We start from the raw sequence: 17,032 nt of genomic DNA, 5'->3' as shown, positions 1-17,032 counted from the left end.
CTCTTGTGGGGGGGAGGGGTTTCGAAGCAGCATCAATATTGATTAGCCATGAGTTCGAAAGTTCAGGAGAAAAATGATGGCGGTGCAGGTGGGAAGTGCGGCAGGAACTGTGGAAGGAACGGAAGCAAGGCTGGCAAAATTTCCAAGTCTCGAAGGGAAAAGGGTCTTCGTGACGGGCGGTGGCTCCGGCATCGGCGAAATGATCGTGAGCGCTTTCGCCGAGCAGGGCGCGAAGGTGGCGTTTGTCGACATTGCAACCGACGCCAGCCTTGCGTTATGCGAACGGCTGGCGCTGGCCGGCCTGGAAAAGCCGCTGTTCCGCCAGTGCGATATCAGGGATATCCCGGCGTTGCAGCAAACCATGCAGTCGCTTGCGGAGCAGATCGGCGAGTTCGACGTGCTGGTCAACAATGCCGGCAGCGATGATCGCCACACGCCGGAAAACGTCACCGTCGACTATTGGAACGACCGCATCGCCATCAATCAGCGGCCAATGTTCTTCGCCTGCCAGGCGGTGATCGCCGGCATGAAGAAAAAGGGCGGAGGCTCCATCATCAACCTGGGTTCCACGAGCTGGCATATTGCCGGCGGCGGGTATCCGGTCTACACCACCGCCAAGGCATCCGTCAGCGGCCTGACGCGCGGCCTTGCGCGCGACCTCGGGCCTTACAACATCCGTGTCAATACGGTGACGCCCGGATGGGTGATGACCGAACGCCAGGTCAAGTTATGGCTGGATGAGGAAGGCGAAGCGCTGATCAAGCGCAGCCAGTGCCTCCCTGGTCATCTCCTGCCGTGGCACGTCGCGCGCATGGTGCTGTTTCTTGCCGCCGACGACAGCGCGATGTGTTCCGCGCAGGAATACATCGTCGATGGCGGCTGGGCGTGAGGAGCATGACATTGCGGATTTCATCCAGGGGTGACGAACCATGAATACAACGACAAGGCCTCTACTCGGCATCGATTGGGGTACCAGCAATCGCCGCGCGTATCTGCTCGACGGCGACGGCAGGCTGGTGCGCCAGCATGACGACGACTCGGGAATCCTGAAGGTGGCCGGTGACTTCAAGGCGTCGCTCGCCGCTTTGCTGGAAACATTGCAGCTCGACGGCGCGGATGTCGTCATGTCGGGCATGGTCGGCAGCCGCAGCGGCTGGCGCGAGGCCCCATATTTGACGGTCGAAAGCCCGCTATCGCGCCTGCCGGAATCATTGTTCGAGATCGAAAGCGGACTACCGAATGTCCGTTGCCGCATCGCGCCCGGTTACAGCTACGTCGATTCCCACAGACTGCCCGACGTCATGCGCGGAGAGGAGACGCAGATCTTCGGCGCGATGCAGCTCGGCGCGCCGGATGGCTGGTTCCTTCTGCCGGGCACGCACAGCAAGTGGGTGCGCGTGAACGGCGGCGTGATCGGCGAAATCGTCACCTTCATGACCGGCGAACTGTACGGATTGATGTCGAAGCAAGGCACGCTGTCGAAAGTGATCAGCGACTCGCAGGCATCGGTGCCGGAAGCGTTCGACGCCGGCCTGCAAGCCGCGCGCCGTGGCGCATTCACGCACATGGCATTTTGCTGCCGGGCGCTGGTGGTAACCGACCGCATGCCGCCGGAACATACCGCGTCCTATTTGTCTGGACTCCTCATCGGTACCGAACTGCACGACATCGCGCAACGTACTACGGAAGGCAATGGTTCGTCGGAGCGTATGCCGGTGCAGATCATCGGCAGTTCGTCCCTTGCCACGCGCTATCGGAATGCCCTTGAATCCTGGGGCCTTGCCACGCGTGTCTGGCAACCCGACGACGTCTATCTATCGGCGCTCGCCGCCTTGTTTAATCAGAAAGTCCAATCAACATGACCACTTTGTTTTCTCCCCCGGCGATGCCGCTAGTGGCTATCCTGCGCGGCCTCACTCCTGCCGAAGCACCCGATGTCGGCCGCATCCTGTTCGACGCCGGATTTCGCATGCTCGAGGTGCCTCTCAACCGCCCCGGCGCGGCGGACGCCATCAAGGCATTGTTGAAAATTGCCCCGGATGACGCAGTGATCGGCGGCGGCACCATGCTGACCGTGGCCCACGTGGACGAGGTCAAGGAAGCCGGCGGCCGCTTGATGGTGTCGCCGAACTGCGACCCGGATGTCATTGCCTATGCGGTGAGCCGCAACATGATCGTCCTGCCTGGCGTGGCGACCCCCTCGGAAGCATTCCGGGCGCTGCAGGCAGGCGCCCACGGCCTGAAGCTTTTCCCGGCTGAAATGATCCCGCCCGCGGCCGTCAAGGCAATGGCGTCCGTTCTGCCGCCGGGCACGCCGCTGATGCCGGTGGGCGGCATTCGTCCCGACAACATGGCGCCCTATGTGGACGCAGGCGCAACCGGATTCGGCATTGGCGGCCAGCTCTACAAGCCCGGTGTCGATCAAGCTGCCCTGAAAGCGTCGGCGGAAGCGTTCTTTGCCTCACGCGCATCGCTGCTGCGATAGGCCTGGGGCAAAGATCGCCGGGTTGCATCCGCCCGGCTGGTAAAATGTCGGGTTGTTTTATTCATTTACACGAAGGCTTTTACTGTGCTGTCTACCGCTAACATCACGATGCAGTTCGGCCCCAAGCCGCTGTTCGAAAATATTTCCGTCAAATTCGGCGACGGCAACCGCTACGGCCTGATCGGCGCGAACGGTTGCGGCAAGTCGACCTTCATGAAAATCCTTGGCGGCGACCTCGAGCCGTCCGCCGGCAAACTCATGCTCGATCCCAACGAGCGCCTCGGCAAACTGCGCCAGGACCAGTTTGCCTACGAAGACAGCCGGGTCCTCGACGTGGTCATGATGGGCCACACCGAAATGTGGGAGGCGATGCAGGAGCGCGATGCCATTTACGCCAATCCCGATGCGACCGACGACGACTACATGAAGGCCGCCGACCTGGAGGCAAAGTTCGCCGAATACGACGGTTATACCGCTGAAGCACGTGCCGGCGAGCTTCTGCTCGGCGTCGGCGTGCCGATCGAACAGCACCAGGGGCCGATGAGCAACGTCGCGCCCGGCTGGAAGCTCCGCGTGCTGCTGGCGCAGGCGCTGTTTTCCAATCCGGACATCCTGCTGCTGGACGAGCCGACCAACAATCTCGACATCAACACCATCCGCTGGCTGGAAGGCGTGCTCAACGAGCGTAATTCCACCATGATCATCATCTCCCACGACCGTCACTTCCTGAACCAGGTCTGCACCCACATGGCCGACATGGATTACGGCACGCTGAAGGTGTATCCGGGCAACTACGACGACTACATGCTGGCGTCATCGCAGGCGAGGGCGCAGCAACTGTCGGCCAATGCCAAGGCCAAGGAACGGGTGGCGGAACTGCAGGATTTCGTGCGGCGTTTTTCGGCGAACAAATCCAAGGCCCGGCAGGCGACATCGCGCGCCAAGCAGATCGAGAAGATCAAGATGGAGGACGTCAAGCCGTCCAGCCGCCAGAATCCGTTCGTGCGCTTCGACGGCGAGAAAAAACTGCATCGGCAGGCTGTCGAAGTGCAGGGCCTGACGAAAGCCTATGACCGCACCCTGTTCAAGAATGTCGATCTGATGGTCGAAGCGGGCGAAAAAATCGCCATCATCGGCGCCAACGGCGCCGGCAAGACCACGCTGTTGCGCTGCATCGGCGGCGACCTTTGCGGCCTGCAGCCCGATCGCGGCACGGCGAAGTGGGCGGAGAACGCCAATCCGGGCTATATGCCGCAGGATCCGACGGAGGAGTTCGCGGTCGACAAGAACCTGACCGACTGGATGGGCCAATGGACCAAGGAAGGCGACGACGACCAGGCGGTCCGCTCCATCCTCGGCCGGTTGCTGTTCTCCGGCGACGACGTGAAAAAATCCGTGAAAGTGCTGTCGGGCGGTGAAAAAGGCCGGATGATGTACGGCAAGCTGATGCTCGGCCGCCACAACGTGCTGCTGATGGACGAGCCGACCAACCATATGGACATGGAATCGATCGAGTCACTCAATATCGCGCTCGACAAGTACGCCGGCACATTGATCTTTGTATCGCACGACCGCGAATTCGTCTCCTCGCTCGCTACCCGCATCCTGGAAATCAAGGAGGGTGAAATTATCGACTTCCAGGGAAATTACGAGGATTACCTGACCAGCCAGGGTATCGAGTAACCCGGCGGCGCGAAGAGCCGGAAATCGGAATCAGGACGCAGCAACAGGTTTCGGCTCTTCCGCCATGCCAGCATCGCCGGGTGGCGCTTCTTCGAGGTTCAGCAGCTCATCGAGCCGGCCAGCCAGGCTTCTGGCCATCTCGCTGCCTTTTGCCTTGAGCACCGCATCCAGGTATGGTTGGCGCAACGCACGGAAATCATCGATGGAACCGGCTCTTTCGACCTTCAGCTGCAAGCCGTAACCGCGCAGTCCAATCGTGCTTTTGATGGTCTCGTTATAGAAGTGATAGATTGCCTGGAACTGGTTCTCGCCTGGAGGAAGCACTGAAGAAGGCTCAGGCTTGGCCGCAATGGCCGGGGGGGCTTCATCTTCCTTAACCGCGGCTGGCGCAGCAGGTGTCACCGGAGCGAACGCAGGGGCCTGTCCATTGACCGGTGCGATGAAACCGAGCGCAAAAAGCTCATTGACGGTATGTTCGTCGACGCCGATGGCGGCAACTTTCTTGAGCAGCTCGTTTGCGTCATGTTTTCCGTCGATCATGACGAGCAAAGTACGCAGGCGCGGCGCAAGATGGTACTTGCGCGTCGCGATTTCTTCCCGGCCTTTTTCCGTCTTGTCGAAAATTGTATTTGTCATGGCCTCTGTCTCCTCCAGGCAGATGATGCAGCAACATAATGGCCGATATTGCTTATCGGCTACTCAGCGGTTTCTTATAATGCCTAAAAGCAATCCGTCCCTTGATGTTGCGCAAACTCAGTATGCTACCGTTCCGACCGTTGGTAAACCAGGATGTTGCTTTGAAGAATCATTCGCGGTTCGTTAGAGTGATATATAAAAACAATCAAATGCTTGAAATTCAATATATTTCCTATATGTATGCTGAACCGGTAAGTCCCGGGATGCCATTTCATCGCTTCGCCCTCTTTAGTTGATCAACAAGATGCAAACCATTAAAACCATCGAATTTGAACGTCCGCAGATGCAGTCCGGCACGAGTTGCACCGCAAATGCCTGGGCGCGGACGCCCGCACAACCGTCGCTGGCGCAGAAGGCGGAACTGAAGCAGCGCATCAAGCGCCTGCTGAAGGAGCGAAAGGCCGTACTCGTTGCGCATTACTATGTGGATGCCGACTTGCAGGACCTGGCCGAAGAAACCGGTGGTTGCGTGTCCGATTCCCTGGAAATGGCGCGTTTCGGCCGGGACCATGCGGCCGAGACGCTGGTCGTGGCCGGTGTCCGGTTCATGGGCGAGACGGCGAAAATTCTCAGCCCCCGGAAACGCGTGCTGATGCCGGACCTGGACGCGACCTGCTCGCTCGACCTGGGCTGTCCGGCGGATGAATTTGCCGCTTTCTGCGATGCCCACCCGGATCGGACCGTCGTGGTGTATGCCAATACCAGCGCCGCCGTCAAGGCGCGCGCCGACTGGATGGTGACGTCGTCGATCGGCCTGGATATCGTGCAGCACCTGCATGCGCAGGGCAAAAAAATTCTGTGGGCGCCCGACAAGCATCTCGGCGGCTATATCCAGAAGAAGACCGGCGCCGACATGCTGTTGTGGCAGGGGTCGTGCCTGGTGCATGACGAGTTCAAGGGCATCGAGCTTGAACTGCTCAGGAAAGAGCATCCGCGTGCCAAGGTCCTGGTGCACCCGGAATCGCCCGAAGCGGTGGTGGCGCAGGCCGATGTGGTCGGCTCTACGTCGCAATTGATTGCCGCGGCGCGGACTCTGGATGCAGTGGAATTCATCGTTGCCACCGACAACGGCATCCTGCACAAGATGAAGATGGCCGCCCCCGGCAAACGCTTTATCGATGCGCCGACGGCCGGCAACAGCGCAACCTGCAAGAGCTGCGCGCATTGCCCGTGGATGGCAATGAATGGACTGCAGAATCTGGCCGATGTTCTGGAGAACGGCAGCAATGAAATCCTGGTCGATCCGGAGATCGGTCGCAAAGCCTATGTCTGCATCGACCGCATGCTGGATTTCGCGGCGAAGAAGAAAGCCAATGTACGGCCCGGCCCGGACCTGGCCAGCGAACAAGCACTCTTTCACGGAATCGGCCCGGCATGAGCACATTGCACAACCCGTTTGCACCATTCGACGCGGCGTTGGCCGCTGCCCTGGAATCGAATATCCGCATTGCGCTGGACGAAGACGTCGGCACGGGCGACCTTACCGGAAAGCTGGTGCCGGAACAGGAATATGTAAAGGCTCGCGTGATCGTGCGCGAAACCGCCGTGTTGTGCGGCGCACCCTGGTTTGAAGGTGTGATGATGCGCCTTGACCATGGCATGCGCATCGACTGGCGCTATGCGGAAGGCGCACTGATGAGCGCCGACAGCGAGGTGTGCGCCATCGAAGCCCCGGCGCGTGCCTTGCTCACGGCAGAGCGTGGCGCGCTGAACTTCCTGCAGCTGCTTTCCGGCGTAGCGACGGCAACACGACACTATGTGGATGTAGTCGCCGGTACGCGCGCTGCGATTCTCGATACCCGCAAGACCTTGCCTGGTCTGCGTCTTGCGCAGAAATACGCGGTGCGTGTCGGCGGTGGCAAGAACCAGCGGCTGGCCCTGTATGACGGCATCCTCATCAAGGAAAATCACATCGCCGCGGCAGGCGGCGTCGCGCCCGCGGTCCGCGCCGCCATGGCGCTGAACGCTGGCGTGTCCATCCAGGTTGAAGTCGAGAGCATCGATGAGCTGGAAGAGGCCCTGTCAGCCGGTGCAACGTCGGTGCTGCTGGATAACTTCTCCTTGCAGATGATGCGCGATGCGGTAAGCCTTTCCGCCGGGAGAGCGGTGCTGGAAGCGTCAGGCGGGATCAACATGGCGACGGTCCGGGCGATTGCCGAGACGGGCGTCGACCGGATTTCGATCGGCAGTCTGACGAAGGATGTGAAGGCGACCGATTATTCGCTGCGGATTGTCGGCTAGGATCGTTCCGCCACGGACGATAGCGCGAGGCCGTCGGCGGTTTGCGGCGTGCCGGCGCCTGGCGTGATTGCCGTTTCTGCGTCGCCGCGTTGATGCCATCCCGGATGTGCGTAGCCGGACGACCATACTTCCTGGTGCAACTGCGACAGCAGCACCGAGTCGTTGAGCAGGCGGATTTTTTGCGACGCATCGATGCCATCCGGCCCGGCGCGCAGCATTCTTTCCAGCAGGTGGCTGCGGGCTTCGGGCGCCAGGTCCGGACGGCGCGGCCTTCCCGCTGCGCACACCAGGGCATTGATCACCGGGTCTACCACCGCATCGACGAATGTCGGTTCATGCATGGCTTCGCTCGCATAGGCATACGCCTGCTTCAGTTCGATCGGCGGCTCGGCTTCCTCCGGAATCAGGAACAGCTTCCTGGCGCGCGCCAGCCGACCCGGCGCCACCCGGCTCGACCACACCGATATTGGCGCGGAAAGCAACAGCGCACCGGCAATCGGCAGCAGCCACGGCAGGAATGCCGGATCGAGCCAGTAGATGCCCACAGCCCAGGCCAACCCCAGCAGCATATGCAGGCCGTGCTTTTGCAGCGCCTCGCCCCATGACGTGGCGGAATCGTGCCGTGGCGGCGACTTCCATGGAATATCGATGCCGAGAAACGCGGCGATGACGAAAAAGGTATGGAATACCATCCTTACCGGCGCGAGCAGCATCGAAAACACCATCTCCAACAACGCGCTCACCGCCACCCGCAGCTTGCCGCCGAACGGGCCCGCGCCGTGAATCCAGACCACCAGCACGCTCAGGATCTTCGGCAGCAGCAGCAAGGTTGCGGTGGTGGTGAACAGCGCCAGCGCCCTGGCGGGATGCCATTGGGGCCAGGTCGGGAAAAGCTGGCGCGGTTCGGTGAAGTATTGCGGTTCGACCAGCGTATGCAGGGCGAGCAGGCCGGTCGAGATGGCGAGCGACAGGAACCAGAGCGGCGCCGACAGGTAGGCCATCACGCCGGTGATGAATACCGCCCGGTGCACACCGTGCATGCCGCGTGCCGTCAACAGGCGGAAATTCATCAGGTTGCCGTGACACCAGCGGCGGTCGCGCTTGACTTCGTCCAGCAGGTTGGGCGGCATCTCCTCATAACTGCCGTCGAGGTCGTAAGCAATCCATACCGCCCAGCCGGCGCGGCGCATCAGTGCCGCTTCGACGAAGTCGTGCGACATGATTTCCCCGGCGAGCGATCCGCGGCCGGGCAGCGGCGACAGTGCGCAATGGCGCATGAAGGGCGCCATGCGGATGATGGCGTTATGGCCCCAGTAATGCGATTCGCCCAATTGCCAGTAGTGCAGGCCGGCGGTGAACAGCGGGCCGTACACGCTGCTTGCAAACTGCTGGATGCGCGCATACAGGGTTTCCCTGCCGGCGGCGCGCGGCGCGGTCTGGATGATGCCGGCACCCGGATTGGCCTCCATCAGCCGCACCAGTTTCGTCACGCAGTGCCCGCTCATGACGCTGTCGGCATCGAGCACGATCATGTATCGATAGTCCTTGCCCCAGCGGCGGCAGAAGTCGTCGATGTTGCCGCTCTTGCGCTTGACGCGCCGCCGCCGGCGCCGGTAGAAAATGCGGCCGAAGCCGTCCAGGGTGCGGCACAGCGCCGCCCATGCCGCCAGTTCGCTGGTGCAGGTGTCGGCCACGTTGCTGTCGCTGAGCAGGAAGAAATCGAAGCGGTCGAGCTCCCCGGTGCGGGCGACCGATTCATAGGTGGCGCGCAATCCGGCCATGACCCGCGGCACATCCTCATTGCAGATCGGCATCACGATGGCGGTGCGGGCGGACGGATCGATCGGTTTGTCCGGGTCGGCCAGGTGCGATACCGCGAAGCGGTCGTCGCCGCGGATCATCACCAGGAATCCCGCCATCGCCGTCCAGAATCCGGCGGACACCCAGCAGAACAGGATGGCGAACAGGAAAAGCACCCCGATCTCATATGGCTTGGCGCCCTGGTAGGGCATGACTTTCGCCATGAACCATGTTGCGACGATCGTCTGGGCGAACAGCAGAAAGAGCAGGACCATCCGGCGGATATTGCCCTGATGCTGCCAGCTTCCGCGCGGATCCGGACCGTCGATCACATCATCCTGATCGGTATCCGGTATGGACGCCGGCCATGCCTGGCGGTCGCCTTCGCTGCGTTCGACCCAATGCCGCCGCCGGCGAAAGGTCGTCTGCAGCCAGCGCTTGATCGGATTCAGGCTACCCCAGGGGTGCGGCGCCATCGACCCGCGGTTCGGCGGCGGTGCGAGTTCCGGGCAGCCATGCTGATCCGGAAAACCGTGGCGCAGCCGGGCTTCGATCGAGTCGAATGCGGCGCCGGCATTGGTGTCGGATGCCCGGTGGCCGGAAAGCGCATGGTGAATCGCGGTAATCGCCTCGCGCGGGCTCGAATCGGGGGCGACGGCTGCGTTGATGTCCTTCCGGATGGGTGCAGGGGGCTGCAACCGATCGAGATACTGATCGCATCGCGCCGCACCTGACGGTGACGGCGTCACGTCGGGGGAAGTATGTAGCTCCACGTTTCTGATAAGGGGTTGTTGCCTTCACGCAGGAAGGCGCGCAGCTCGACCGGTTTCTTTTCGTCAAGGCGTTTCAGTCGGACCACCATGCGCCAGCCACCGGTGGCGGCATTCTTGTACGTATTGGTTTCAAGGATCTTCGCGTTGGCGTCCGTGCTGATGACCGCTTCGGCCTTGACGTCGACCGGAAGTTTCTTCAGCACCGGCCCTTCGAAATCCACGGATAGCGCAATGCTGTCATCCTGCTTCGTGACATAGCCGTGGCCACGGCGCGTCTGGCTTACCCAGGCCAAAGGAGGCCGCCGCTCCGCTTGTTTCTGCCACAGCAGGCGGTATTCGAGATCGAACGGTTGGCCAGGCGCCGGCAGCGCATTGGGTACCCAGAAAGCGACGATGTTGTCGTTGGTCTCGTCCGGCGTCGGAATCTGGATCAGCTCCACCCGGCCCGGCCCCCATTTTCCGATCGGCTCCACCCAGGCGCTCGGCCGCGCCTCGTAGCGCGCTTCCAGATCTTCGAAATTCGGAAACGCGCGGTCGCGCTGCATCAGCCCGAAGCCGAGCGGGTTGGTCATGCTGAACGACGTCACCAGCAAGCGCTTCGGATTGACCAGCGGACGCCAGATCCATTCGCCGGTACCCGAATGAATCGACAATCCATCGGAATCATGCACCTCAGGGCGGTAGTCCTCGGTGGCTGAACGCTGGTTCTCGCCGAACAGGTACATGCTCGTCAGCGGCGCGATGCCGATCTTGGCGATATTTTCGCGCAGGTAAAGCTGCGCCTTGACGTCCATCGCGGTATCGGCGCCCGGCTTGAGGATGAAGCGGTAAGCGCCGGTGATGCGGGGCGAATCCAGCAAGCCATAGATCGTCAGCTGCTTCGCCCCCGGCTCCGGCCGTTCGAGCCAGAACTGCACGAAGCGCGGAAACTCCTCGCCCGAATTCAACGCAGTATCGACGGCGATCCCCCGAGCCGACAATCCGTACACCTGGCCTTTGCCGACGGCCCGGAAGTAGCTCGCGCCGAGGAACACGACCACTTCGTCCTTGTACTGCGCCGTATTGAGCGGGTAGTGCACGCGAAAGCCGGCGAAACCCGCGCTCTCCAGGTCCTTCGCCTCCAGGCGATTGGCGCCGTAGTCGAACAGGTCCGGATCGAATGCGATTTCCTGGACGCGTCCGCCGACGATTTCGCTGATCTTCACCCGCGAGTCGAACGTCCGTCCCTGATGGAAGAAAGCCAGCTCGAAGGGCAGCTTGCGGTCCTTCCAGTAGTTGTGGTCGGGCCGAAAGCGAATATCCCGGTACTGGTCGTAGTTCAGGTTCTCCAATGCCTTGGAGATGTTTTTTTCGGGCTTTTTATAGGAAGCGGAAGCAAGGCGCTTCGCTTCGGCTGCGGCGTCGTCGAAGTCGAAGGCGAAGCCTGCGGATGATACAAGGCAGGCATACAGGAAAACGATCGCCTGCCGGCCCCGGCCGGGAAAGGGAAAAGAAAACCTGGACATTGTTGTTCGTAGTAATGCAATCATCCGGCGATCTTGACACAGCGGGAAGCCGGCCATTTGATGCGCTGCAACGACTGGCCATATTGCCCTGACGAACCATGCCGGCGCGAGGCGCATGTTTTTGCATTACGGCAATCTCATCGCCTTACCGGTCCCAGCACCGTCGGCAGTGCCTTCGGCAGGGTGTCCGGGAAATCCCGGCTGAAATGCAGGCCGCGGCTTTCCCGGCGTGACAATGCGCTGTCGACAATCAGGGATGCGACGTCCACCAGGTTGCGCAGCTCCAGCAGGTCACGCGTAATGCGGAAGTTGGCGTAGTACTCGTAGATTTCCTCGCGCAGCAGGCGAATGCGGTGCTGGGCGCGCTCCAGCCGCTTGGTGGTGCGCACGATGCCGACATAATTCCACATGAATCGCCGCAGCTCGTCCCAGTTCTGGGAAATCACCACTTCCTCATCCGCATCGGTCACACGGCTCTCGTCCCACGCCGGCAGCGCCATGGCCTTCGGTTTGGGCTGCTGTTCGATATGCTGTGCGGCGGCCTGGCCGAGGACCACGCATTCGAGGAGGGAATTGCTGGCCAGCCGATTCGCGCCGTGCAGGCCGGTGTAGGCGGTTTCACCGACCGCATACAGTCCGGGAAGATCGGTGCGGCCGCACATGTCGGTAACGATGCCGCCGCAGGTGTAATGCGCCGCGGGCACGACGGGAATCGGTTGCCGGGTGATGTCGATCCCGAGTTCCATGCAGCGCGCGTAAATATTCGGGAAGTGCTCCATCAGGAAGGCTGGCGGCTGATGACTGATGTCGAGATCGACGTAATCGAGACCGCGCTTCTTCACCTCGAAGTCGATCGCGCGTGCCACCACATCGCGGGGCGCCAGTTCCGCGCGTTCGTCGTGCGCCGGCATGAAGCGGGTTCCGGCGGCGTCGCCGGCTTCCGCCGGCAGCTTCAGCAGTCCGCCTTCGCCGCGCACCGCTTCGCTGATCAGGAAGGATTTGGCATATGGGTGGTAGAGGCAGGTCGGATGGAACTGGATGAATTCCATGTTCGCCACGCGGCAGCCGGCGCGCCACGCCATCGCGATGCCGTCACCCGTGGCGGTGTCCGGATTGGTGGTGTAGAGATACACCTTGCCGGCGCCGCCGGTGGCCAGCACGGTATGGTCGGCCGACAGCGTCGTCACCTTGCCGGTCTTGACGTTCTGTACGTACAGTCCGACGCAGCGCGGTGCGCCGCCACCGATCCGGTCGGACCGGATGACGTCGATGGCGAAATGGTTTTCGAGGATGGTGATGTTCGGGTGGGAGCGGGCCTTTTCTTCCAGCGTCACCTGCACCGCATGTCCGGTCGCGTCGGCAGCATGGATGATGCGCCGCTGGCTGTGGCCGCCTTCACGGGTGAGGTGGTAACCGAGTTCCGCGCCGGCATCCCGGGTAAAGGGCACGCCCTGCGCGATCAGCCACTCGATTGCTTCCCGTCCATGTTCGACGATGAAGCGCGTCGCGCCTTCGTCGCACAGGCCGGCCCCGGCTACCAGGGTATCGCCGATGTGCTGTTCATGGCTGTCACCGGAATCGAGGACCGCGGCGATGCCGCCCTGCGCCCAGTTGCTGGCGCCGTCCAGCAGATTGCGCTTGGAGATGATCACGACTTTGCGGGTCTGTGCAAGATGCAGGGCGACCGATAAGCCTGCAAGTCCGCTGCCGACGATGGCGACATCACATTTCATAGGATAGGGTGGAGCGAAGTGGAATTTCCGTTGCCTTGAAAAGGCTCGAGCCGGCATCTTACCACTTGGCAATCCATCGTTCAGTGGCGAAAAGCGATGGATCTGTGCCGGAGTGCGAAAGGGCCGCAACGCTCTATGCTACCCTGCTGCGGTGCCGAATATTGGACGGGAGACCCCCTCGTATGACTGGAATTCTGAAGAAAATTGTCCTTGTACTTTTGCTGCTGATCGCGGCCTTGATTGCCGGAATGCTATGGTACCGGTCGGCCGTGCTGCCGCAGGTCGACGGCACCCTGAAACTGACTGGATTGACGGCGCCGGTCGATGTCGTCCGTGATGCGGAAGGCATTCCCCATATCTATGCCAAATCGTCCGCCGATGCCTATTTCGCGCTCGGCGTGGTGCATGCACAGGACCGGTTGTGGCAACTCGAAATCAACCGCCGCATCGCTGCAGGACGCATGGCGGAAATCCTCGGGCCGAATGCGGTCGACACCGACCGGTTCCTGCGTACCCTCGGGGTGCGTCGCAATGCCGAACGGATTCTGGCCAATCTCGATCCGGATACCCGTGCCGCGCTGGATGCCTACGCCAAGGGTATCAATGCCTATCTCGCCGATCGCCGCGGACCACTGCCTCCCGAATTCCTCCTGACCGGCGCCCCCGCGCCCGAACCCTGGCATCCGGTCGATTCGATCGGCTGGCAAACCATGATGGCCTGGGACCTTGGCGCCAACTGGTCACAGGAACTGCTCCGCATGCGGCTCGCCCAGCGCCTGTCGCTGAAGCAGATCAATGAATTCCTGCCGCCGTATCCCGGTGACTCGGTGCCGCAGACGCGTGACTACACCGCGCTTTACCGCGATCTGTCCGGCACCGCGCAGCAATTGCAGAAAGTGTCGTCGATCGCACCGCCGTCGTATGTCGACGGCATGGGATCGAACAACTGGGTCGTGTCCGGAGCCTTGTCGGAAACCGGTAAGCCGCTGCTCGCGAACGATCCCCACCTCGGTCTGTCCGCGCCCGCGTTGTGGTATTTCGCCCATCTGTCGGCGCCGGGCCTGAACGTCATCGGCGCGACCTTGCCCGGCATACCGTCGGTGGTCCTTGGCCGCAATGACCGGATCGCATGGGGCTTCACCAATACCGCGCCTGACGTGCAGGACCTGTATATCGAGCGCATCAATCCCGCCAATCCTAAGCAGTACCAGACACCCGACGGTTGGGCTGAATTCAGGACGCGCCAGGAAATCATCAAGGTCAAGGGGCAGCAGGATGTCACGCTGGACGTCAGCGAAACCCGGCATGGTCCGGTCATCACCGGCGCATTGCCGATACTTGCGCATGCGCCTCTGGATGCAAAGGCGCATGTCGTCTCGTTTGCATGGACGGCGTTGCGCGCGGACGACCTGACGCTGCAGGCGGGCATGAAATTCAACCGCGCGCGCAACTGGCAGGAGTTCCTTGCAGGCGCAAGGGACTTCGGTTCGCCGCAGCAGAGCATTGTGTATGCGGACATCGACGGCAATATCGGCTTCGTCGCACCCGCCCGCATACCGGTCCGCTCGCCCGATAACGACCTGAAAGGCCTTGCGCCTGCGCCCGGCTGGGATGCGCGTTACGACTGGACCGGATTCATACCCTTCGACGAGTTGCCGCGAAGTTTCAATCCGGCGTCGAACCGGGTCGCGACCGCCAATGAAAAGATCGTCGAGCCGGGCTATCCGCATTTCCTGACCAGCGAATGGACCCTGCCGTATCGCGCCAATCGCATCAGGGAATTGCTCGACGCGAAGCCGAAGCACTCGATGGACAGTTTCGCGGCCATGCAGAAGGACCACCTGTCGCTCGCCGCGAAGGAACTTCTGCCGTTGCTGGGCAAGACCGTTGCGCGTACCGATCGGGCCAGGGGCGCCATCGACAAGCTGAACGGCTGGGACGGTTCGATGGATGCGGACCGTGCCGAGCCGCTGATTTTCAATGCATGGCTGCGCACTGCATCCAGGCAGATTTTCGTTGATGAGCTCGGCGAAGCGCTCCTCAAGGATTATTGGGAACAGCGCAACGTCCATCTGTCGATGGTGCATGTGTTGAACGACAGGGAAGGGCAGGCCCGCTGGTGTGCCGATGTCGGCAAGCCGAATCCTGACAAGCCGCAAAGCTGCGCCGACGTACTGTCGATGTCGCTCGACGCGGCGCTCGATGACCTCGAGACGCGCTACGGCAAGGATATGGGGCAATGGCGATGGGGTAAGGCGCATGAGGCGCGTTCCGAGCACAGGCCGTTCGGCAAGGTCGCGCCACTGGCAAAGGTGTTTGACATCAGGGCGCCGTCCCCCGGCGATACGTTTACCGTCAATGTCGGACGGCACAACTTGCGCGATGAAAAGGAGCCATTCACCAATCGCCATGCCGCCAGTTTGCGGGCGCTGTATGACATGTCGAATCCAGAGAATTCGCTCTTCATTCATTCAACGGGGCAATCAGGCAACCTGCTGTCGCCGCTGTATCGCAACTTCGTGCAGCGATGGATCGATGTGCAGTACCTGCCGATGCGGACGCTGCGCCCTGATGTGGAAAAAGAGTCTATCGGAACGCTGGTCCTGAGCCCCTGAAAGCGGGCGCCGGGAACTCAGGCTGGCGTAGCAGGCTTTTGCGGCGGAAGCGGCTGCACCGGGATAGCGCCGGCAGGAATTTGTTTCAACCGGGCAGCGCTGCGTGCGCTCGCGAACGTCCCAGTGCCCATCCACCGCCAGAGGCTATGCGCATCCGCCGAGGTTCCCTCCACCCGCAGTTCGTGTGTCTGTATCACCTCCTGTGGCATGCGGTCACCTGTCCATACTTCCGTCAGGGCACGGAGTGTCGAGTGCACGATCAGTGTCAGGTCGCGACCGGGGTCATCGCGGCAGAGGTCGGCGATGCCATGCTCCACGACCAGCCACCATGTCTTTTCGCCCGGGCGTGCATCATGGAGCCGGAAGTGGATGATCACGGGGCGTGACGGAAAGGTATCGAGGCGTACCGAACGCCTCACATCCCACATCAACAGGCCCGCATCAAGTTCGTCGTCGCGAAAGCGGCTGCCCATCCAGCGTGCGCCCCAGTTGCCGAGACCCATGATGATGGGCCGCAACTCGTTGCCCGCTTCGGTGAGACTGTATTCCCATACCTTGCCGACCGCCTTGCGACGTATGACGCCGATGTCTTCGAGGTGACGAAGACGTTGCGCGAGCAAGCTTGTCGACATTCGTGGAACGCCACGATGCAGGTCATTGAATCGTTTGCTTCCACAAAGCAATTCGCGAATGACGAGGGGAGTCCAGCGTTCGCATAGCGCCTCGGCGCCGCGCGCCACCGTACAAAATTGGCCGTAGCTCTCATCCATGGGAAGTCTCCACAGTCCAAACGCTTCAGATTCTGGACTGGACCGGCAGGCCCGTCAAGCGCACGCTGGAGCCTGCCTGATCCGAGGTCCTCGAGGGACCCTGATGCTATTCCGGTGCAATACAGGCAGTCATTTTTACCCCGGTCATATTCCTCTTTATCCGACAGGAGAAACCATCATGACAGCAATCGCGACAGATACGACTGAAATGACCCCCGATATGCAAGCGCTCAAGGCCAAGCTCAAGGCCACCTGGATGTCGGGGGACTACGGCCACTTTGCGACATATCTCGAACCCGGCGCACTGGACTTCCTCAACCGGTTGGCGATCGAACCGGGGACACGCATGCTCGATGTCGCCTGCGGCGCCGGACAGATCGCGATTCCGGCTGCACGCGCCGGCGTCAAGGTAACCGGCGTGGACATCGCTTCCAACCTGATAGAGCAGGCAAGAAACCGCGCCAGGACCGAGGGCGTGGAAGTGCAGTTCGACGAAGGCGATGCGGAAATGCTTCCTTATGATCATGCCAGGTTTGACCTGGTGGTGAGCCTGATTGGCGCCATGTTCGCTCCGCGCCCGGAGCGGGTGGCCGCGGAGTTGCTGCGGGTATGCCGGCCCGGCGGCAGGATTGTCATGGCCAACTGGACGCCGGAAGGCCACGTCGGCCAGATGTTCAAGATCATCGGCAAGCATGTGCCGCCATCGCCGCTGATGGCGTCCCCGCCGAAAT

13 protein-coding genes are annotated in these 17,032 nt (G+C 61.6%); 8 read left to right on the top strand and 5 right to left on the bottom strand.

The window, feature by feature from the left end; translation table 11 throughout:
* The first annotated feature begins 76 nt into the window (after positions 1 to 76).
* The 4 genes from V7080_RS12910 to V7080_RS12895 all read left to right on the top strand — a co-directional run bounded on the left by V7080_RS12910 (position 77) and on the right by V7080_RS12895 (position 4,168).
* Positions 77 to 889: an SDR family NAD(P)-dependent oxidoreductase gene (locus V7080_RS12910; RefSeq protein WP_334188797.1), complete on the top strand. Its 813-nt coding sequence runs from the start codon at positions 77 to 79 to the stop codon at positions 887 to 889.
* A 40-nt stretch (positions 890 to 929) separates the two neighbouring features.
* Positions 930 to 1,862, top strand: coding sequence for a 2-dehydro-3-deoxygalactonokinase (locus tag V7080_RS12905; RefSeq protein ID WP_334188796.1), 933 nt, complete (start codon positions 930 to 932; stop codon positions 1,860 to 1,862).
* Positions 1,859 to 2,485: a 2-dehydro-3-deoxy-6-phosphogalactonate aldolase gene (locus V7080_RS12900; RefSeq protein ID WP_334188795.1), complete on the top strand. Its 627-nt coding sequence runs from the start codon at positions 1,859 to 1,861 to the stop codon at positions 2,483 to 2,485. The genes V7080_RS12905 and V7080_RS12900 overlap by 4 nt, the downstream gene beginning before the upstream one ends.
* An 84-nt stretch (positions 2,486 to 2,569) precedes the next feature.
* Positions 2,570 to 4,168 carry an ABC-F family ATPase gene (locus V7080_RS12895; RefSeq protein WP_334188794.1) on the top strand — a complete coding sequence of 533 codons (1,599 nt, stop codon included), beginning with the start codon at positions 2,570 to 2,572 and terminating at the stop codon, positions 4,166 to 4,168.
* Positions 4,169 to 4,198: 30 nt separating this feature from the next.
* Here the strand turns inward: V7080_RS12895 and V7080_RS12890 are convergent, their stop codons facing one another.
* Entirely contained in the window at positions 4,199 to 4,804 is a 606-nt protein-coding gene (locus tag V7080_RS12890; RefSeq protein WP_334188793.1) for a hypothetical protein, read from the bottom strand.
* A 304-nt stretch (positions 4,805 to 5,108) separates the two neighbouring features.
* On the opposite strand from V7080_RS12890, the gene nadA reads away from it, so the two are divergent.
* Positions 5,109 to 6,242 carry a quinolinate synthase NadA gene (gene nadA, locus V7080_RS12885; protein ID WP_334188792.1) on the top strand — a complete coding sequence of 378 codons (1,134 nt, stop codon included), beginning with the start codon at positions 5,109 to 5,111 and terminating at the stop codon, positions 6,240 to 6,242.
* Entirely contained in the window at positions 6,239 to 7,105 is an 867-nt protein-coding gene (nadC, locus tag V7080_RS12880; protein ID WP_334188791.1) for a carboxylating nicotinate-nucleotide diphosphorylase, read from the top strand. The genes nadA and nadC overlap by 4 nt, the downstream gene beginning before the upstream one ends.
* Here nadC and mdoH read toward each other — a convergent pair.
* The 3 genes from mdoH to nadB all read right to left on the bottom strand — a co-directional run bounded on the left by mdoH (position 7,102) and on the right by nadB (position 12,916).
* Positions 7,102 to 9,678, bottom strand: a complete 2,577-nt coding sequence (gene mdoH, locus V7080_RS12875; RefSeq protein ID WP_334188790.1) for a glucans biosynthesis glucosyltransferase MdoH — start codon at positions 9,676 to 9,678, stop codon at positions 7,102 to 7,104. The two genes, nadC and mdoH, sit on opposite strands and share 4 nt — an antisense overlap.
* Positions 9,651 to 11,183 carry a glucan biosynthesis protein G gene (locus tag V7080_RS12870; RefSeq protein ID WP_334188789.1) on the bottom strand — a complete coding sequence of 511 codons (1,533 nt, stop codon included), beginning with the start codon at positions 11,181 to 11,183 and terminating at the stop codon, positions 9,651 to 9,653. The genes mdoH and V7080_RS12870 overlap by 28 nt, the downstream gene beginning before the upstream one ends.
* Before the next feature lie 137 nt (positions 11,184 to 11,320).
* Positions 11,321 to 12,916, bottom strand: a complete 1,596-nt coding sequence (gene nadB, locus V7080_RS12865; protein ID WP_334188788.1) for an L-aspartate oxidase — start codon at positions 12,914 to 12,916, stop codon at positions 11,321 to 11,323.
* 182 nt (positions 12,917 to 13,098) lie between these two features.
* Between nadB and V7080_RS12860 the strand changes: the two genes are divergently transcribed.
* The gene (locus V7080_RS12860) at positions 13,099 to 15,531 is read left to right on the top strand and encodes a penicillin acylase family protein (protein ID WP_334188787.1); all 2,433 of its coding nucleotides are present in this window, start codon (positions 13,099 to 13,101) and stop codon (positions 15,529 to 15,531) included.
* Between the two features lie 17 nt (positions 15,532 to 15,548).
* Here the strand turns inward: V7080_RS12860 and V7080_RS12855 are convergent, their stop codons facing one another.
* Positions 15,549 to 16,301 carry a winged helix-turn-helix transcriptional regulator gene (locus V7080_RS12855; protein WP_334188786.1) on the bottom strand — a complete coding sequence of 251 codons (753 nt, stop codon included), beginning with the start codon at positions 16,299 to 16,301 and terminating at the stop codon, positions 15,549 to 15,551.
* Positions 16,302 to 16,479: 178 nt separating this feature from the next.
* Between V7080_RS12855 and V7080_RS12850 the strand changes: the two genes are divergently transcribed.
* Positions 16,480 to 17,032, top strand: a 553-nt coding sequence (locus tag V7080_RS12850; protein WP_334188785.1) for a class I SAM-dependent methyltransferase, incomplete at its 3' end; no start/stop codon positions are given.

This window comes from Noviherbaspirillum sp., from assembly GCF_036846085.1.
Lineage (GTDB): Bacteria > Pseudomonadota > Gammaproteobacteria > Burkholderiales > Burkholderiaceae_D > Noviherbaspirillum.
The sequence above is the reverse complement of the archived record's forward strand: the minus strand, read 5'-3'. Positions and strand labels throughout refer to the sequence as shown.